The organism is Hydrocarboniphaga daqingensis (assembly GCF_900129825.1).
Taxonomy (GTDB): Bacteria; Pseudomonadota; Gammaproteobacteria; order Nevskiales; family Nevskiaceae; genus Hydrocarboniphaga; species Hydrocarboniphaga daqingensis.
Genome location: NZ_FQWZ01000001.1, coordinates 192,677 through 210,812, shown reverse-complemented (window position 1 = coordinate 210,812; position 18,136 = coordinate 192,677). Strand labels below are relative to the sequence as shown.

Annotated in this window: 19 protein-coding genes; 11 read left to right on the top strand and 8 right to left on the bottom strand. The window is 63.1% G+C overall.

Annotation, left to right across the window (positions count from 1 at the left end; translation table 11 throughout):
• The 3 genes from mreD to BUB09_RS00910 all read right to left on the bottom strand — a co-directional run bounded on the left by mreD (position 1) and on the right by BUB09_RS00910 (position 2,639).
• A complete protein-coding gene (gene mreD, locus BUB09_RS00920; protein ID WP_072892899.1) occupies positions 1–486 on the bottom strand; it encodes a rod shape-determining protein MreD in 486 nt (161 codons plus the stop codon).
• Positions 487–488: 2 nt separating this feature from the next.
• Positions 489–1,472 (bottom strand): rod shape-determining protein MreC, encoded by a 984-nt coding sequence (gene mreC, locus BUB09_RS00915; protein WP_072892897.1) that lies wholly within the window; start codon positions 1,470–1,472, stop codon positions 489–491.
• A 129-nt stretch (positions 1,473–1,601) separates the two neighbouring features.
• Positions 1,602–2,639 carry a rod shape-determining protein gene (locus BUB09_RS00910; protein WP_072892895.1) on the bottom strand — a complete coding sequence of 346 codons (1,038 nt, stop codon included), beginning with the start codon at positions 2,637–2,639 and terminating at the stop codon, positions 1,602–1,604.
• Positions 2,640–2,818: 179 nt separating this feature from the next.
• On the opposite strand from BUB09_RS00910, the gene gatC reads away from it, so the two are divergent.
• The 3 genes from gatC (at position 2,819) to gatB (ending at position 6,105) form a co-directional block, all read left to right on the top strand.
• Positions 2,819–3,106 carry an Asp-tRNA(Asn)/Glu-tRNA(Gln) amidotransferase subunit GatC gene (gene gatC / locus BUB09_RS00905; protein ID WP_072892894.1) on the top strand — a complete coding sequence of 96 codons (288 nt, stop codon included), beginning with the start codon at positions 2,819–2,821 and terminating at the stop codon, positions 3,104–3,106.
• Positions 3,107–3,202: 96 nt separating this feature from the next.
• Positions 3,203–4,657: an Asp-tRNA(Asn)/Glu-tRNA(Gln) amidotransferase subunit GatA gene (gene gatA / locus BUB09_RS00900; RefSeq protein WP_072892892.1), complete on the top strand. Its 1,455-nt coding sequence runs from the start codon at positions 3,203–3,205 to the stop codon at positions 4,655–4,657.
• Positions 4,657–6,105 (top strand): Asp-tRNA(Asn)/Glu-tRNA(Gln) amidotransferase subunit GatB, encoded by a 1,449-nt coding sequence (gene gatB, locus BUB09_RS00895; protein WP_072892890.1) that lies wholly within the window; start codon positions 4,657–4,659, stop codon positions 6,103–6,105. The genes gatA and gatB overlap by 1 nt, the downstream gene beginning before the upstream one ends.
• 67 nt (positions 6,106–6,172) lie before the next feature.
• Here the strand turns inward: gatB and BUB09_RS00890 are convergent, their stop codons facing one another.
• Both BUB09_RS00890 and BUB09_RS00885 read right to left on the bottom strand, forming a co-directional pair.
• Entirely contained in the window at positions 6,173–7,207 is a 1,035-nt protein-coding gene (locus tag BUB09_RS00890; protein WP_072892889.1) for a methyltransferase, read from the bottom strand.
• Positions 7,208–7,280: 73 nt separating this feature from the next.
• Positions 7,281–8,183, bottom strand: a complete 903-nt coding sequence (locus tag BUB09_RS00885; RefSeq protein WP_072892887.1) for a metal-dependent hydrolase — start codon at positions 8,181–8,183, stop codon at positions 7,281–7,283.
• 355 nt (positions 8,184–8,538) lie between these two features.
• Here BUB09_RS00885 and BUB09_RS00880 point away from each other — a divergent pair, with 355 nt between their 5' ends.
• The 4 genes from BUB09_RS00880 to BUB09_RS00865 all read left to right on the top strand — a co-directional run bounded on the left by BUB09_RS00880 (position 8,539) and on the right by BUB09_RS00865 (position 12,386).
• Positions 8,539–9,627 carry a sulfotransferase family protein gene (locus tag BUB09_RS00880; RefSeq protein WP_072892885.1) on the top strand — a complete coding sequence of 363 codons (1,089 nt, stop codon included), beginning with the start codon at positions 8,539–8,541 and terminating at the stop codon, positions 9,625–9,627.
• Positions 9,628–9,674: 47 nt separating this feature from the next.
• Positions 9,675–9,932 (top strand): acyl carrier protein, encoded by a 258-nt coding sequence (locus tag BUB09_RS00875; protein ID WP_072892884.1) that lies wholly within the window; start codon positions 9,675–9,677, stop codon positions 9,930–9,932.
• A complete protein-coding gene (fabF, locus tag BUB09_RS00870; RefSeq protein ID WP_072892882.1) occupies positions 9,919–11,160 on the top strand; it encodes a beta-ketoacyl-ACP synthase II in 1,242 nt (413 codons plus the stop codon). The genes BUB09_RS00875 and fabF overlap by 14 nt, the downstream gene beginning before the upstream one ends.
• An 80-nt stretch (positions 11,161–11,240) precedes the next feature.
• Complete coding sequence (locus tag BUB09_RS00865) at positions 11,241–12,386, top strand: beta-ketoacyl-ACP synthase III (protein ID WP_072892880.1); 1,146 nt, start codon at positions 11,241–11,243, stop codon at positions 12,384–12,386.
• 43 nt (positions 12,387–12,429) lie between these two features.
• On the opposite strand, the gene BUB09_RS00860 is transcribed toward BUB09_RS00865, so the two are convergent.
• On the bottom strand, positions 12,430–13,560 hold the full coding sequence (locus BUB09_RS00860) for a sulfotransferase family protein (RefSeq protein WP_175550073.1): 1,131 nt from the start codon (positions 13,558–13,560) through the stop codon (positions 12,430–12,432).
• 114 nt (positions 13,561–13,674) lie between these two features.
• Here BUB09_RS00860 and hslO point away from each other — a divergent pair, with 114 nt between their 5' ends.
• Positions 13,675–14,571 (top strand): Hsp33 family molecular chaperone HslO, encoded by an 897-nt coding sequence (gene hslO / locus BUB09_RS00855; RefSeq protein ID WP_072892877.1) that lies wholly within the window; start codon positions 13,675–13,677, stop codon positions 14,569–14,571.
• Positions 14,572–14,590: 19 nt separating this feature from the next.
• Here the strand turns inward: hslO and BUB09_RS00850 are convergent, their stop codons facing one another.
• Both BUB09_RS00850 and BUB09_RS00845 read right to left on the bottom strand, forming a co-directional pair.
• The gene (locus BUB09_RS00850; RefSeq protein WP_072892875.1) at positions 14,591–14,983 is read right to left on the bottom strand and encodes an SET domain-containing protein-lysine N-methyltransferase; all 393 of its coding nucleotides are present in this window, start codon (positions 14,981–14,983) and stop codon (positions 14,591–14,593) included.
• Between the two features lie 10 nt (positions 14,984–14,993).
• A complete protein-coding gene (locus BUB09_RS00845; RefSeq protein WP_072892874.1) occupies positions 14,994–15,458 on the bottom strand; it encodes an SET domain-containing protein in 465 nt (154 codons plus the stop codon).
• A gap of 40 nt (positions 15,459–15,498) precedes the next feature.
• Between BUB09_RS00845 and BUB09_RS00840 the strand changes: the two genes are divergently transcribed.
• The 3 genes from BUB09_RS00840 to BUB09_RS00830 are packed head-to-tail and all read left to right on the top strand — an operon-like array spanning position 15,499 to position 18,133.
• Positions 15,499–16,281, top strand: coding sequence for a DUF1295 domain-containing protein (locus BUB09_RS00840; RefSeq protein ID WP_072893946.1), 783 nt, complete (start codon positions 15,499–15,501; stop codon positions 16,279–16,281).
• Positions 16,282–16,316: 35 nt separating this feature from the next.
• Positions 16,317–17,369, top strand: a complete 1,053-nt coding sequence (locus tag BUB09_RS00835) for an SAM-dependent methyltransferase (RefSeq protein ID WP_072892872.1) — start codon at positions 16,317–16,319, stop codon at positions 17,367–17,369.
• The gene (locus BUB09_RS00830; RefSeq protein ID WP_072892871.1) at positions 17,366–18,133 is read left to right on the top strand and encodes a hypothetical protein; all 768 of its coding nucleotides are present in this window, start codon (positions 17,366–17,368) and stop codon (positions 18,131–18,133) included. The genes BUB09_RS00835 and BUB09_RS00830 overlap by 4 nt, the downstream gene beginning before the upstream one ends.
• The last annotated feature ends 3 nt before the right edge of the window (positions 18,134–18,136 follow it).

Sequence of the window (18,136 nt, the reverse complement as noted above, 5' to 3'; positions counted from 1 at the left end):
TTATTCCTGACTGCGGTGACGGCGCCGCAGATGGCTCTCTAGGACCACATAGACCAGCGGCCAGAACATCGTCGTCGACGCCACCGGCACCCAGCGCAGCCACACATCGGCTTGGTGCTTGGCCACGCCGTCGATCCAGAACATCAGGAACGCGTAGATGACCCAAACGGGCAGCAACGCGACCGTCGACTGCCACAGCGGGAACAAGATGAACAGTCCGCGAAGCTTGATCACGATGTAGGTGCTCAGCACGCAGGCCAGCGCATGCTGCCCGAGCACCGAGTCGAACAACACGTCGAGCATGATGCCGAACAGGAATGACGCCAGCAGCACCGGCACGCGTGGCTCCTGCAAAGCCCAGAACGCGAGCACCAGCGGAATCCACAGCGGCCGCACGTTGGCGATGCTGTCGGGCAGCATCACCAACTGCAGGAACAGCGCGACGAACAAGCTGATCCAGAACGCCAGATGGGGCACGCGCCGCATCGTCAGGGCTTGCGCACGGGCGCCGTCGGCGCCGCGGACGCAGCGGGGTTGGCGTCCTTCGTAGGCACGACGGCCGGCGCCGGCACGGGGGCCGGAGCGGCGGTGGCGTCAGGCAGCGTTACCAGGCTTTCGTCGTCGTTGCTGTGGTCCTCGCTCCAGACCAGCAGCGCCTGCCGACCCTGATTGAGCTTGGCGGTCGGATAGGCCAGGGCCTCGGCAAAGTGTTCGCCGGGGTTGTGCTTTATCTCGTAGACCTGCGCGACCGGATACCCGGCTGGGAAGCGCCCTCCCAGCGCCGACGACACCAGCAGGTCGCCCTGACGGATATCGGCGTTGCCCGGCAGGAACGGCAGGCGCAAGGCTTGGCCGTCGCCGACGCCCAGCGCGATCGTTTGCAGGCCGGTGCGATTGATCTCGACCGGGATGCCGTGGTCGGGATCGGTGATCAGCAGCGCGACCGCCGTCGTCGGGTTGACCTGAACGATCTGGCCCATCACGCCGGTGGCGTCGAGCAGCGCCTGGCCGCGGTACACGCGATCGCGCGCGCCCTTGTTCAACGTGATTTGATGGCGATACGGGTCTTGGTTGGCGGCAATGATCTCGGCGATCAGCACGCTTTCATTCAGGTTCTTGGACGACGCCAGCAGTTCGCGGATGCGCCGGTTTTCGGCTTCCAGCGCTTCGAACTTCTGCAGCTTGGCCTCCAGCTGCAGTTGGCGGTCACGCAACTGATGGTTTTCTTCGGCGAGTTGGTCGCGGCTGGTCAGGTAGTCGCTGGCATCGCCGAACGCCTGGGGCAGTGCGGCAACCCAGAGCACCGGCGATAGCGCCCACGACAGAGTCTGACGAACGCCTTCCAGCTTGGGTGTACGAAAGTCGAAGTAAATCAGGGCGCCGCAGATCGCCAGCAATGCAACGGCGCGCAGTCCCAGACCGGGGCCGCGAGGGAATAGAGGGTCGCGATGGTCGACGCTCAAGGTGTTCACAGCTCGCGCCTTCCGAAACAATTTGCAAGGTTATATCACGGACGCTGCGGCGGGGGCAGCCTCCGTCCGACAGTAGAATCACATTAGGCCAGCAAGGCCTTGCCGGTCGTAATCGACCGGCCGTGACGCTCAGTCGAGGCTGTAGAAATCGCCCTGGCGATCCAGCATGTCCAGCACCATGCCGCCGCCTCGGGCAACACAGGTGAGCGGGTCGTCGGCGATGATCACCGGCAGACCGGTTTCTTCCGAGATCAGCTTGTCGAGGTCGCGCAGCAGCGCACCACCGCCGGTGAGCACGATGCCACGCTCGGCGACGTCGGAGCCGAGTTCCGGCGGGGTGCGTTCCAGCGCCTGCTTGACGGCCTTGACGATGCCCGCCAACGGTTCCTGAAGCGCGTCCAGAATTTCGTTGGAGTTCATCGTGAAGTTGCGCGGCACGCCGGCGGCCAGATGGCGCCCGACGACATCGATTTCGGTGACTTCGTGACCCGGGAACGCGGTGCCGATTTCCTGCTTAATGCGCTCGGCCGTGGCTTCGCCGATCAGCATGTTGTACTGGCGACGCACGTAGCTGACGATCGCTTCGTCGAACTTGTCGCCACCGATGCGGACCGACTCGGCGTAGACAATGCCGTTCAGCGAAATCACCGCGACTTCCGAGGTGCCGCCGCCGATGTCGACCACCATCGAGCCCTTGGCATCGCCGATCGGGATGCCGGCGCCGAGTGCTGCGGCGATTGGTTCTTCGATCACGTAGACCTTGCGCGCGCCGGCGTTTTCGACCGATTCGCGGATCGCGCGGCGTTCCACCTGGGTCGAGCCGTAGGGCACGCAGACGACGACCCGCGTCATCGGCCGCATCATCCGGCCCTTCTGCACCTTGCGGATGAAGTGCTGCAGCATCTTCTCGGTGACGGTGTAGTCAGCGATGACGCCGTCGCGCAGCGGACGGATCGTCGAGATGTTGGTCGGCGTGCGGCCGAGCATCTTCTTGGCGTCGATGCCGACCGCCTCGATCTTCTTGGCGCCGCGAGAATCCAAACGAATCGCGACGACCGAAGGTTCATTCAGGACGATCCCTTCGTCACGGACGTAGACCAGGGTGTTGGCAGTGCCAAGATCAATGGAAAGATCGTTGACGAACAGGCGGCGGACGGCGTCGAACATCGGCAGGAGTTGGCTGGCGGCGGCAGTGAAACGGGGATTTGATGGGCTCGGACCCGCAGCGAAGGAGGCCGAGGACGCAACGAATTGGGTGTCGGTTTCGATCGATCCAACAACGATCAAGTAAGATTGCGACGATCGCCACTATAAACGATTTCTACCCAGGACCAACCCTGTCGCCCATGAGCCTGACCGCCGACCAAATACGCCAAGTGGCCCACCTCGCACGGCTGGAACTCAAGCCCGAGATGACCGACGCCTACGCGCGCCAGCTTTCCAACATCATGGCAATGGTCGGCCAGTTGTCGAACGCCGACACCGCCAATGTCTCGCCGATGGCCCATCCGCTGGACATGCATCAGCGCTTGAGGCTCGACGCCGTGACGGCCCCCAATTTGCGCGAGGCGTTTCAGGCGATCGCGCCCGCGACCGAAAACGGCCTCTACCTGGTCCCCAAGGTGATCGAGTAGCCCTGGTCCGGTCGGTCAGCGCGTCTTCAAGGCCTGACCGTTGCGATCCGCTGCCGGCCTGGTGTCGGCGCTTTGCCCGTATTCATGAGTCTTCCCATGCACAAGCTGAGCATCAAACAGTTGTCCGAGGGGCTGCGCGCCAAGCAGTTCTCGTCGCGCGAGCTGACGCAGTTCTATTTAGAGCGCATCAGCCGTTACGAGCCCTCGCTGAACAGCCTGATCACCACCACGGCCGAGCGCGCCCTGGCTCAGGCCGATGCCGCCGACGCGGCGATTGCCGCTGGCAACGCCGGCCCGCTGACCGGTGTGCCGTTGATACAGAAGGATATTTTCTGCACGCGCGGGGTTCGCACCTCGTGCGCGTCGAAGATGCTCGACCGCTTCATTTCGCCCTATGACGCCACGATCGTCGAGAAACTCGACGCGGCCGGCATGCCGATGCTGGGCAAGGCCAACATGGACGAGTTCGCGATGGGCTCGTCCAACGAAACCAGCTGGTATGGCGCGGTCAAGAATCCTTGGGATCTTGAGCGGGTGCCGGGTGGGTCCTCGGGCGGCTCGGTCGCCGCGGTTGCTGCCGGTCTGGCGCCGGTGGCCACCGCCACCGACACCGGCGGCTCGATCCGTCAGCCCGCTGCGCTGACCAACCTGACCGGCATCAAGCCGACCTACGGCCGCGTGTCGCGCTACGGCATGATCGCGTTCGCGTCCAGCCTCGACCAGGCCGGCGTCGTCGCCCGCTCGGCCGAAGACGCAGCCGTGGTGCTGCAGGCAATGTCGGGCTTCGACCCGCGGGATTCGACCAGCGTCGACCGCCCGGTCGACGACTACGTCGCCGCGCTGGACCGACCGATCAAGGGGCTGCGCATCGGCTTGCCGAAGGAATACTTCGCCGACGGCCTGGCGCCGTCGTCGCGCCAGCGGATCGAGCAGGCGATCGAGGTATTCAAGACGCTCGGTGCCACGTTTACCGAAGTGTCGCTGCCGAACTCGCCGCTGTCGGTGCCGACCTACTACGTGGTGGCCCCGGCGGAGGCCAGCTCCAACCTGTCGCGCTTCGACGGCGTCCGTTACGGTCACCGCTCGGAGTCGGCGCGCACGCTCGAAGAAATCTACAAGCGCAGCCGCGGCGAAGGCTTCGGCGCCGAAGTGCAGCGCCGCATCATGATCGGCACCTACGTGCTCAGCCACGGCTACTACGACGCCTATTATCTGCAGGCGCAGAAGGTGCGGCGGCTGATCTTTGACGACTTCAAACGCGCCTTCGAATCCTGCGACTTGCTGCTGGGCCCGACCGCGACCGACGTGGCGTTCAAGCTCGGCACCAATGTCGATGATCCGGTGGCGATGTACTTGAACGACATCTACACGATCGCCGCGAATCTGGCCGGTATTCCGGCGATGTCGCTGTCCTGCGGCTTCGTCGATGGCTTGCCGGTCGGCATGCAGCTGATGGGCAACTTCTTCGATGAAGCGCGGATGCTCAACGCGGCGCACCAGTATCAGCAAGCCACCGACTTCCACCGCCAGCTGCCGAAGGGTTTTGAATAATGAGTACACACGGTGAATGGGAAGCCGTCATCGGTCTGGAAGTGCATTGCCAGCTGCTGACGAAATCGAAGATCTTTTCCGGCGCGGCGACCGCCTATGGCGCGGAGCCGAACACGCAGGCCGATGCGGTGACGCTTGGCTTTCCGGGTGTGCTGCCGGTGCTCAATGGCGATGCGCTGCGCATGGCGATCAAGTTCGGTCTGGCCATTGACGCCACGATCACACAGCGCAGCGTGTTCAACCGCAAGCACTACTTCTATCCGGACCTGCCCAAGGGCTATCAGATCACGCAGTACGAGCTGCCGATCGTCGCCGGCGGCAAGCTCGACATCGAGCTGCCGGACGGCAGCACCAAGACCATCGGCATCACCCGCGCGCACATGGAAGAAGACGCCGGCAAGTCGCTGCACGAGAACTTTGTCGGCGTTACCGGCATCGACCTCAATCGTGCCGGCACGCCGCTGATCGAAATCGTGTCCGAGCCCGAGATCCGCTCGGCCGCCGAAGCGGTGGCGTACCTGAAGAAGCTGCATCAGCTGGTCGTCTACCTCGGCGTCAGCGACGGCAACATGCAGGAAGGCTCGTTCCGCTGCGACGCCAACGTCTCGGTCCGGCGCCGCGGTACCGAGAAGTTCGGTACGCGCACCGAAACCAAGAACGTCAACTCGTTCCGCTACGTCGAAAAGGCGATCGAGTATGAAATCGAGCGCCAGATCGGCGTGATCGAAGCCGGCGGCGTGATCGTCCAGGAAACGCGGCTGTTCAATCCCGACACCGGCGAAACGCGCTCGATGCGTAGCAAGGAAAACGCGAACGACTACCGCTATTTTCCGGACCCGGACCTGCTGCCGGTGGTCGTCACCACCGACGACATCGAGAAGATCCGCGCGACGATGCCGGAGCTGCCGGAAGCCAAGCGCAACCGCTTCATGCAGCAGTACGGGCTGCCCAAGTACGACGCCAGCGTGCTGACGGCCGAAGCAGCGCTGGCCGACTACTACGAGACCGTGGTCAGCACCTCGGCCGGCGATCCCAAAATCTGCGCGAACTGGGTCATCGGTGACTTGCTCGGCTTGTTGAACAAGCAGAGCTTGGAGATCGGAGCGTCGCCGGTATCCGCGGCGGCGCTGGCGGGTCTGGTTGCACGGATCGCCGACAAGACCATCTCGGGCAAGATCGCCAAGGAAGTGTTCGAAGCGATGTTTGCCGGCGAGGGCAGTGCCGACGACATCATCAAGGCCAAGGGCTTGGTGCAGATCACCGACGAGTCGGCCATTGCGGCCGCGATCGACGAGATCATCGCCAAGAATCCGGGTCAGCTCGCCGAATACCGCGGCGGCAAGGACAAGCTGTTCGGCTTCTTCGTCGGCCAGGCGATGAAGGCCACGCAGGGTAAGGCCAATCCCGAGGCACTGAACCGCTTGCTGAAGGAAAAGCTCGCCGGCTGAGCCGAGCCCAACGCGTCGGTTAGACGGCGGCCCCGGCGCGATCCATTCGCGCCGGGGCCGCTTGGTTTCAGGCGTAGGCCTGGATCAACGAGGCCGGCGTGCGTAAGCCCAGCGGCTTGACGTCGACCCGCGCGAAGCCGGCCTCGGACAGCAACTGCCGCATCTGGGTGGCTTCGTACGATTTGCCGCCGACGTTGAAGAAATTCAGTGAGACGACGGCAAAAATCCGATCGCGTTGGCCGCTGATGCCGACGAATTGATCGACGCACAACAACGTGCCGCCCGGTTTCAGTGCAGCCTTGCAGCGTTGGAACAGACCCAGGTTCTGCGCGGGATCGAACAGATGGACCATATTGCTGAGCAAGATCACGTCCCAGCCGGTGCCGAGGTCGTCTTGCAGGCAGTTGCCGACGCGCAGTTCGAGACCGTCGGCGTTGCCTTCGCGGTCCATGATCTTCTGTGCGGTGGCAACAGGCCCGGCCAAGTCGAGCACGGTCGCCTTCAGCCCCGGGAACTTGCGCATGAACTGACGGCAGTACTCGCCATGTGCGCCGCCGATGTCCAGCATCCGCGTGGCACCGGCCGGTACATCCACGCGCTTGAGCAGGTCGGGGATGATCAGGCGCGCGGCTTCGCGCATGCCGTAGGTGTACGTGCCCTGCAGCGCGGCGGCCGCCGTCGGGTTCGCTACGTCGACCTGATGAAAGTCCATTTCAGGGCGGCCGGAGCGCAGGTTATCGCCGAGGCCTTCCAGGCGTTTGTAGGTGTACATCTGCAGGATCAGCATGTGGTGCAAGCTGTGCTTCGGGTCGAGGATCCAGTGCTTGACCCACCGGCCGTTGGTGTAGCGACCGTTTTTGACCTTCAGATAATTGATGCTGACCAGCGCTTTGAGCAGGATCTCCATGCCTTCTTCGGAGAACTCCAGCTTGCTCGCCAATTCGCTGGCGGTCAGCCCTTCAGGACCGTCGCCGATCGCATGGAACACACCGGCCCGATTGGCCTCCATCAAGGCTCGTGCCTTGACCACCTGCATCTGCCCGTCGAGCAGCGGTACTGGCACCAGATTGAGCTTTTTGAGTACCGCCAGAACAATTTCCATATAACCCCGGTAGGACTACGAACGATGGGCGAGGGCGCTTTCCGGTGCGCCCCAAAGGCCCGAGTGCCGCGGGTCAGGCTGCGGCTTTTTGCGTCGGCGCAGGGTAGGCCCCGGCCTGCTGTGATGCGGTGCGCAGGTCGGCATCGCGACGCACCGCTTCGAACGCGGCGGGCTGCGGTCCCTGCCAAGGATGAAAGCCTGGCTTGAAGTAGGCCATGTACGGTCGGAACATCTTCGAGAACAGGCCGGGCGACGTGAACAGAAACCGCGCCAGCCGGCCCCAGCCGCGCAAGTCGCCGAGGCCACCGTCGCGGTGCACCATCCGCACCAGATTGCGCAAGGCGTTGAGCCAGAAGCTCAAGCTGGTCAGGACCATCATCGTGCAGCGCAGTAGGTAACCGCTGACCGGGCCTTTGCGCATCGACATGAACACGTCGTAGGCCACGGCCTTGTGTTCGGTTTCTTCCAGCGCGTGCCAGCGCCACATCGCCGCCAGTTCGGCGTCGACGCCGTCGAGGATTTCCGGCGTGTCGAGGACCACGGCGGACATGATCGCCGTGAAGTGCTCGGCGGCGCAGGTCACGCTGAGTTGGAACAGCGGCGGCATCTTCATCCGCTTGATCTGGGCCTTGAGCTCTTGCTCCATCTTGTCGGCACCGTAGCCGGCGCGCTCCAGCGCGCCATTGAGGCCGCGGTGCGCGCGCCCGTGCATTGCTTCCTGGCCGATGAAGGCTTCGATGTCGGCCAGCAACGCCGGATCGGTGATCCGCTCACGGTAATGGCGCACGCTGTTGATGAAGAACTTCTCGCCTTCAGGAAAGCGCACCGACAGCGCATTGAAAAAGTGCGTCACGTGCAGCCCTGCCGGGTGCCAGGCGGCCGGATTGCAGTTGGCCACGTCGAACTGGACGTTGCGCATCGAAAAATCGAGCACCCGCGTGGACTCGGCCTGCTCGGTATTGGGGGGCAGCGACATGGCGATCTCCTGGTGGACGTAACCGACACTGACGCATTGCGCCAACGCTGCGCAATCAAGATTCGCGCCATCTGCGTGCCTTGGCTCACGGCCCGCCGCACCCGCCGACGCATCGGTATCGGCTAACGGTGCGTGCATGGCTCGGCATGGCAAAGCTATTGCTTATCGTCCCGGCATAACGACAGAACCAATTGCCGAATGGCGGCGTGTGCTGGGGTAAGCCACGTTATCAATTGAGGTTTTTGTCAGCGGTTGCGGTTCGAGTGCAGTGCGGACGGTGGTTGGAGCGTCATATCGGGGTGCTTCGGCGGGTCGGGCGAAGCGGCAGTATTTGGGCTAGGGAGGGCGGTAAACGATGGGCGCGGACGCGCAGTACGGCAATCTGGTCTCCAGGCTTTTGCTGGCTGACCAATGGGAAAACCAGCACGTCGTGACGTTGCCGGCGCCGCCGGCGCGCGTCGCGGTGATGAAGCTGCTGAGCCGGACGCTGCTGCGCTCCCGCATCGACGGTGTCGAGATCAAGGCGCCGATCTTCATCATCGGTACACCGCGCTGCGGCTCGACGATGCTGCAGGACTTGTTGTCGGCGCATCCGGCGATCGGCTACTTCACGCATGCAATGGGCTCATTCGTTGATCCCACGCTGTATCGGGCCGTGGACTGGATGAGTCGCCACAGTGGCCTCAGTGTGCGCGGCGAGCGCTACCTGAAGGACAGCGTTTTCGTCGATACGTATTCACCCTCCGAGGCCATGCGCTTCTGGTTGGAGCAGTTGCAACTCGATCCCTATGCGCTGACGTGGCCGCGGCGCCGTATCGCCGACTTTCAACCCGAACAGATCGACTCGATCCGCCGCACCATTCGCTACGTGCTCGCCTGCTTCAATGGCGGACGCGGCATGCGCTTCCTGAACAAGTCCCCTGCGCTGCTGACCGAAGTGCTGCTGCTGCAGGACATCTTCCCGGACGCGCGCTTCATTCATCTCGTACGAGATGGCCGCATGGTTGCCAACTCTTTGCTCAAGCTCAATCAGCGCCAGCGCGAGCAGGATCTCAAGGTCGATCATCCGCTGTTCCGCGCCAAGCCGTTCATTCCGTATCCGCGGGTTCCCGGCTTGGAGCAGGCGATCGCGCAATACGGTGTCGACGATCTGCGTGTGACGGCCACCGTCTGGGATTCGTCGGTCAAGCTGGTCGACGAGTTTCGCCCGCATCTGCCGCACTTCCATCAGCTGCGCTACGAGGACTTCGTTGCGGCACCACGCACCGAGCTTGCAGCACTGCTTGAGTTTTGCGGGCTCGACATGCCCGACGCGAGCCATCGAGTGTTCCACGACAAGCTCGGCCAAGTCGGCGTCGTGGCGCACCAGAATCAGTATTCCGGATTCGACGTGGTGGAGACGATCGCAGGGGGCAGCCTGCGGCGGTATGGCTACATCGACTAGCGAGACGGCATTGCCGTGCTCATTGCTGTATTCAATGGAGGGTGGACATGTTTGATGAGATCGAAGAGCAGTTGCGTCAGATCCTTTCTGACAATATGAAGATCGACAAGGCGCTCGTGCAGAAGGGCTCCAAGCTTGAAGATTGGGGCGGTGACTCGCTGCAGTTTCTGGAAACGGTGTTCGAAATCGAAACGCATTTCGGCATCTCATTCCCGGATATGCAAAACGAAAAGATCTCGGACTTCGACGGACTCGTGCGGATCGTCAAGAACGCCATCGAGGTGAGTCAAAATGGAACGGCGTAGGGTCGTCGTCACCGGCCTGGGCATTGTTTCGCCGCTCGGTGTCGGCAAGGCGAGCTTCTGGGACGGTGTCGTCAATGGCCGCTCGGGCGTCAGCGAGATCAACCTGTTCGACGCCTCGCCCTTCCGTACGCGGATCGGCGGCCAGTGCAAGACCTTCGATCCCACAACGCTGACCTATCCCGACGCCCTGCGACTCGATCGTGTCTGCCAGATGGCCTTGGCCGCATCGGCCGAAGCCGTGGCTGACAGCGGTATCGCCGATGCAGGCGAGTCCGATGAGGACATGACGGGCGTCATCATGGGCACTGGCATCGGCGGCATCACGACGATCGACCAGCAGCAGAAGTCGCTGCACACCAAGGGGCCGCGCTTCGTCAGCCCGCTGACGGTGCCGTTGTCGATGTTCAACGCGGCGGCCGGGCACATCTGCATCCAGCATCGGTTCCGGGGCCCGAGTTCGACGATCTCCACGGCCTGCTCGTCCGGATCCAATGCGATCGGCGAAGCGATGCGACTGATCCAGCACGGCTACGCGACGACGATGCTGGCAGGCGGCACGGAAGCCCCGTTGTCGTACGGTATCTTCAGCGGCTGGAATGCGCTACGCGTGATGTCGACCCGTAATGAGGCACCCGATACCGCAGTGCGCCCTTTTGCACGCGATCGCGACGGTTTGGTGCTCGCAGAAGGTGCAGCGGTCGTCGTGCTCGAAGAGTACGAGCACGCTCGCAAGCGCGGCGCGCAGATCTACTGCGAGTTGGTCGGCTATGGCTACAACAACGACGGTTTCCACTCGACTCGTCCGAGCGTGGACGGCCAAGCCAAGGCCATCAAGAAAGCCTTGACCGATGCCCGTCTGAACACCGATCAGATCGATTACATCAATGCGCACGGTACGGCGACCTCGGCCAACGATGCGACGGAAACGATGGCGGTCAAGCAGGTGATGGGCGATCTGGCCTATCAAGTGCCGATGAGCTCGATCAAGTCGATGCTGGGACATTCGATGGGCGCTTCGGGCGCGCTTGAATTCGTCGCCTCCTGCCTGTCGATCCGGGATCGTGTCGTGCCGCCGACGATCAACTATCACGACAAAGACCCGGCCTGCGACCTCGACTATGTGCCCAATGCGGCGCGCGATGCGCAGATCAACACCTTGCTGTCCAACACCTTTGGATTCGGTGGTTGCAATGCGATCTTGGCGCTGCGCTCGATGGAGCGTCATTGATCGGCGGCTAAGCGTCGTCTGTTGCCCCGACATCGTTTACTAACGGCGGCGCTTTGCGTCGCCGCAGGAGTGCTGTGTAGATGAAGACCGTATACATCACCGACGTCGGTAGCTTCATGCCCAACGCGCCGGTGACCAACGAACAGGTCGAAGCCGTGCTGGGCAAGATCGACAACCAGCCCAATCGGGTCAAGTTGTTCGTGTTGCAGAACAACGGCATCAAGCAGCGCTACTACGCGCTGAACCCGACCACGGGCGAACGTACGCATACCAATGCGCAGCTGACGGCCGAAGCGGTGCGTGATCTTTGTCAGCGCCTCGACATGCCGCTGACCGCGGTGCAAGGCTTGGCTTGCGGGTCGGCATCGCCGGACCAATTGCTGCCATCGCACTCGAACATGGTGGCGGGTGAGCTGGCGATGGCACCGGCCGAGATTCTGTCGACGGCCGGCGTCTGCGCTTCAGGCATGACGGCGCTCAAGTACGGCTGGATGGCGATGGCCTTGGGCCTGCGCGACAACTTCGTCGCCACCGGCTCGGAGCGCGCCTCTGCCTTCATGATGAAGCACGTGTTCACCGGCATGACCCAAGGTCTGCAGCCCGGGCAAGTCGCACCGATGGTCAGCTTCGAGAAGGAGTTCCTTCGCTGGATGCTCTCGGATGGCGCGGGTGCCGTGATGATGGAGGCGGCACCGCGGCCCGATCGCTTGAGCTTGCGGATCGATGCGCTGGACGTGATGTGCTGGTCGGGCGAAACGCCGACCTGCATGTACAACGGGCTCAACAAGAACAAGGACGGCAGCTGGTCTTATTGGACCGACGAGCCCGACATGTTCGACGTCGTTCGCAAGGGCTATCTGATGCTGCAGCAGGACGTGCGCGCGCTCGAAGCACATATGGTGCGCGTGGGCGTCGAAGGTCTGAAGATCGCGCGCGACAAGTTTGGTGTCGACTTCGATCAGATCGACTGGTTCCTGCCGCATTTGTCGTCGATGTACTTCAAGGGACGGCTCGACGAAGGCATGCGTGCTGCTGGCATCAACGTGCCCGACGAAAAGTGGTTCACCAATCTCAGCTACAAGGGCAATGTCGGTTCTGCCTCGATCTACATCATCCTCGAAGAGTTACTGCATTCCGGCAAGTTGAAGAAGGGCCAGAAGATCTTCTGTGCCGTGCCGGAGAGCGGGCGCTTCACGGTTGCCGGCATGGCCTTGACCGTCGTGTGAAGCCGCGACCGCCGTCGTGCTCCGCAGCGGGCACGGCGGCGGTTCAGATGTAGCCGTATTGATGCAAGCTGGCTGCAGCGATCGCCTCGACCTCGTCAAAGCCGCTGTAGTGGTTCACGTGCGACACGCTGCCGACCTGGCCCAGCCGCTCCTTCATCGCGGTGTTGTCAGCGCCGGCACGCGGCAGCTCGCAGAAATCGAGCAGTTCGTTGAGTTGCTGCTCGGGTGCTGCGCACAGGTCTTCGTAGCGGATCTCATGGAAGTGCCGTAGCTGTCCGCGGACCGAGCCGATGAACCGTACCGCCGAATCCCAGATATGCGCGGTCGTCCGCAGATCACGCGGGCCGTATTCCTTCATCCACGCCTCCAGGCCGGGAACGCGCGGATACGGCACGAAGTGATCGGTTTTAAACACCGGATGATCGACCGCGATGTCCTGCGCGACCTGCAGGTCGTAGAGCTTGATCAGCGAGTTGGCGACCATGCGGCCATCGCGTACCAAATGAATGAAGCGTGCGTCCGGGAAGATGTCCTGCAGCAGCAGCGGCTCCGTCAGCAGCGCCGGGCACTTGGTCAGGAAGCGGTCACGGCCCTGGTCGCGGAAGCAGTACAGCACGTGCCGAATCGTGTCCTGCACGAAGGCAATCTCGGCGGCGCTGAAGTCACTGGCGCGCCGCTGCGGCCAGGTCAGCGCATGCGGGTCGAGTTTGAGTGCGGTGCCCCAAAAGCGCATCGCTTCGGCCGGTGCGCCGCCGTTGACGATGATGCTGTCTTGTAGATAGCGCTCGCCTTTGACGTCGAGGCCGAGCGTGGTGCGCAGCTTGTGTGCGGCATAGAACAGCTCAGGATTCTGGACCAGGTCCATGCCGTAGTTGATGTAGCCGACACGGTCGTGGCGGCACAGCAGGTCCTGCAGCAGCGTCGAGCCGCAGCGCGGCGTCCCGAGGATGAAGATCGGCGCCTTGATCGGGGCCGATCGGTCGATCCGCGACGGCAGCAATGTTTTGCTGAGCCAGCGAGTGGTCGTGCTGATATGGCGAGGGGGGTCCATCGCGACGTTGTGCTGGCGTTCCCACATCCGCGACAGCATTAGCCGGGCGAGCCAGTTCGTGTACTGCGTGGCGATCGCGGGCCGGGCAGCGAGGCGTTGGCTGCTGCTGCTGGTTGCTGGCATGGTTTTCATATGGATTGCGGCTTGAGCTCGGGCGCGTGCCGCCGTTGCAGCAAGCTTGGGGCCAACCAGCCCCCGGATTCGGTCACCGCTTCGGCCGCTCGGTTAAAATCGGCCATGGACAATCCCAATTCGCTGCTCGCCTTTACGTTCGGCAACCACGTTGCGCATGGCGCCATCGTGCAGATTCGCGTCGGTGTTGCCGACTTTCTGGGTCACCGCAGCTACTCCGACGATCTCGGCCGGCTGCTGGGCGAGGCGATGGCCGCGATGCCGTTGCTGGCCACGCATCTGAACTTTGAGGGGCGGATCAACCTGCAATTCCAGGCCGACCCTGGAGTCCCCGACGCGATGACGCTGCTGGTGGCGCAGATCGACCATCACCTCAACGTGCGGGCGATGGCCAAGGCGCCGCGCGAGCTGGGCGGACGCTTCCGACAGATGCTGACCGGTGGCCTGCTGGCGCTGACGCTAGAGCCGAGTCACGAGGGCGTGCCCTCGAGCCAGGCCGTGGTGCCGATCCAGGGCGAGTCCTTGGGCGAAGCGCTGGAGGGTTACTTCGAGCAGTCCGAACAGCTGCCGACGCTGATCCGGCTGGCGGTTCGCGGTGATCACCTCGCCGGCTTCATGCTGCAGCGCCTGCCGCTGCAGAGTGCCAAGGGCACCCAGGCCGACTGGGAACACCTGCAGATCCTGGCGGCGACGCTGCAGCACGACGAACTGCTCGATACCGACCCGCACACGGTGCTGCGCCGCTTGTTCCACGAGGAGGAAGTGGTCACGTTTGCGCCTCGGCCGATCCAAGTCGCATGCCGTTGCAGTCGTGCCGGCATTTCGAGAATGCTGCTGTCACTCGGGCGCGAGGAAGTCGACAGCATTCTCGACGAGCAGGAGCGCGTGACGGTGACCTGCGAGTTCTGCGGCCGCGAGCACGTGTTCACGCCGCATGAGGCGCATGAGCTGTTTCGCGCCGCTGACGAGACCACTCCGGCCGACGACGATACCCGTCACTGAGCGCGGCCAGGCGGTCCGGCTATAGCGTGAACTCGCAGTCTTCGGGTTCGCAGAAGTCGCGGTAGTCGCAGGTCAGTTCGCTGCCGGCCGGCAAGTCGGTCGCTGCCACATAAACGCCATCGTCCTCGCGCCACAGCGTCGTCGGGCGATCGGCGTGATTCATGAAGCGTGCATCGTCGGCGCAGTAATACATCGCACCGCTGAGCCGCTGCGCGCCGCGGCCGCGATACGAGTAGCGCAGCACCGCCTCGCGCATCGGCTCGGGCAGCGAGCGGACCTCGTGGTCGGTCAACACAATGACAAAGCGCGGGTCATAGGCGTAGACCGGGTCGCCGGCCCGCAGTGCCGTGGCCGTGTACAAGCCCAAGCCTTCGATCGGGCTGCGATCGACGTAGTGTGCGACCAGAATCATCGGCTGGGGCTCACAGCGACAGCGCTTCGACGATGAATGGCATCACGCCGACCTGCTCCAGCAAGTGGCGCTGCGCGGCCGGGGGCAGCCGGTCGAAGTCCTCGACGCGACCGCGACAGTTGGCGGCTCTGCATCCACATTCCATCGACCACGAATGGTCTTCCAGCATCGTCGACGAGTAGTCGAAGCAGATTTCCTCGTCTGGGGCGATGTCACGAACCGCGACCAGTTGCAGGTCGGGCGTGATGCCGGCGTTCGGGTCGCAGCTATGGTTGCAGTAGACGAAGGGCTCGTCGACGACCATGTAGCGATCGAGCCCGACCTGGAGCGGGTAGCCGGGTCGATAGCCGATCCGGTCCAGCTCGGCGCCGCTGTGCACCGCACCGGTGATCGTCATGATGGCCTCGCCGCGGATGTAGGCGCGCTCGGCAAACACGCCGGTGCCGGCCAAGCCCGGTGCCACATACACTGCCATGCTGTTTCTCGAAAACTAGAGAGTAAACATGTTAATGGAATTGACGTTGCTTCAATCCGCCGGGATCGCGGTGCTGATCGTCATCGCCGCCAAGACTCTGGCCTGGCTGGTGCAGCTCAAGCTGCGCAATGCCGGCTTGGTTGACCCGATCTGGGCCTGGACGCTGGGCTTGCTGGCCGTGTTCTACGGCGTTTTCGGCGATGCGCCGCCGGCGCTGCGCCTGCTGCTGGCGTTGATGGGCGGTGTCTGGGGCTTGCGGCTCGGTACGCACCTGTTCATCCGCAACTGGAACAAGCCCGAAGACTGGCGCTATGCGCAGTTCCGCAGCGAGTGGGGCCCGCGGGCCGACTTCAATATGTTCTGGTTCTTCCAGTTCCAGAACATCTTCACGCTGCTGCTGTCGAGCTTTGCATTTCTGCCGGTCGCGTTTCGCGACGATGCGCCGCCACCGTGGGCGTGGGCATTGGCGCTGCTGATCTGGGTCGCATCGGTGGTCGGTGAAGGCTTGGCCGATACGCAGATGGAACGCTTCCGCGGCAACCCAGCCAATCGCGGCTTGGTCTGCAAGGACGGCCTGTGGCGCTACTCGCGTCACCCGAACTACTTCTTCGAAAGCCTGCACTGGGCCGCCTACGTACCACTTGCCATCGGCGCACCCTACGGTTGGGTCAGCTTGCTGGCACCCGTGGTGATGGCGGCGCTGCTGATGAAGCTGTCCGGCGTGCCGATGCTCGAAGCCGAGATGGTCAAGCGCAAGCCTGGCTACGCCGACTACATCCGCACCACCAGTGCCCTGATTCCCTGGCCGCCCAAACGCGGCTGATTGCCTCGCCACATGGCTGAACCAAAAGTAACCACATGAACGTAATCGAACTCTGCGAACGCGGCCTGATACCCGACACTCTGACGCGCTTCGGCATGCGCCAGCTGATGTCGGTCCGACTCAAGGAGGAGGCCGCCGGCGACGGCGAGGCGCGGTCGCAGCGCTTCAACGCCTTTCTGGACAACCTGCGTAGCAGCCCGATCGCGATCAACACCCAGGACGCCAACGTCCAGCACTACGAGGTGCCAGCCGAGTTCTTCCATCTGCACTTGGGGCCGCGTCTGAAGTACTCCTGTGCGCTGTACACGCGTGGCGACGAGACGCTGGCGCAGGCTGAAGAACAGATGTTCCAGCTGTATGCCGAGCGTGCCGGCTTGCGCGACGGCATGCGCATCATGGACCTCGGTTGCGGCTGGGGTTCGCTGTCGCTGTGGCTGGCCGAGCGTTATCCGAATTCGCAGATCGTCGGCTTGTCCAACAGCCACGGCCAGCGCCAGTTCATCGAGCAGCGGGCTCGCGAGCGCGGCTTCGGCAACCTTCGCATCCTGACCGGCAACATCGTCGAGTTTGACTTCGACGGCACCGATGTCGCCACCGGTTTCGATCGGGTGATGTCGATCGAGATGTTCGAGCACATGAAGAATTACGGCCTGTTGCTGGCCAAGATCTCGCGCTGGCTCAAGGACGACGGCAAGTTGTTCGTGCACATCTTCGTCCACAAGCTGCTGGCGTATCACTTCGAAGTGCAGGGGCCGAGCGACTGGATGACGCAGTACTTCTTCTCTGGCGGCACGATGCCCAGCGAAAACCTGCTGCTGAATTTCCAGGATCACCTGCGTGTCACGCGTCAGTGGTGGGTCAGCGGCACGCACTACGAAAAGACCTCGAACCACTGGCTGGCCGGTATGGACGCCAAGAAGGCTGAGATCCTCAAGGTGTTCGAACCGACCTACGGCAAGGACAGCGCGGTCTGGTTCCAGCGCTGGCGCATGTTCTACATGGCGGTGGCCGAGTTGTTTGGCTATGCCGGCGGCAACGAGTGGGGCGTTGCGCATTACCTGTTCGACAAACGTGGAGGCCACGGATGATTCGCTCGCTTGCATCACTGCTGCTGGTCCTGCTCGGCAGCGCACACAGTGCCCTTGCTGCCGAGCCTGCCGACGGCACGCGCCGCTTCTATGGTCACGCCTACGATCTGAAGACCAACCGTTATCTGTACACCGAGACTTATGAGCAGGTGTACAAAGGCGGGCAATGGGTCAGTGGCCGCATCCGCTTCTTTGCGCCCGACGGCAAGCCGATCGGTGACAAGACGCTGGATTTCTCGGCCAGCTTGTACATCCCGCGGTACCGGTTCGAGATCCCGGCCGAGCGCTATGTCGAATCGATCACCGGCGTTTCTGGCGACAAGGTCGAGTTGCTCAAGCAGGTCGAAGGAAAGACGCAAACCAAGACGGTCCCACGCGACGACACGACGGCGGGCGACAGTGGCTTTCATAGCTACTTGGTCGCACATTTCGACGAGCTTATGCGCGGCCAGACGTTGGCCTTCAACTTCATCGTGGCCGGCAATCTCGATCGCTACAAGTTCCGCGCGCGCCGCATTGAGGACGGCCAGTTCCAAGGCCGCACGGCGGTGCGCTTCCGTATCGAGCCGGATTCGCTGCTGCGTTACCTGGTGTCGCCGCTGGAGCTGATGTACGACGCCGAATCCAAGAAGCTGCTGGAATATCGAGGGATCTCGAACGTCCATGATCCGGCGACGGGCAAGGCCTACAATGCGCGCATCATCTACCCGGATCAGCCGCCGGCCGATGCGCCCAAGGTGCTGCCCCCGCTGCCGGCTGGCTAGAAA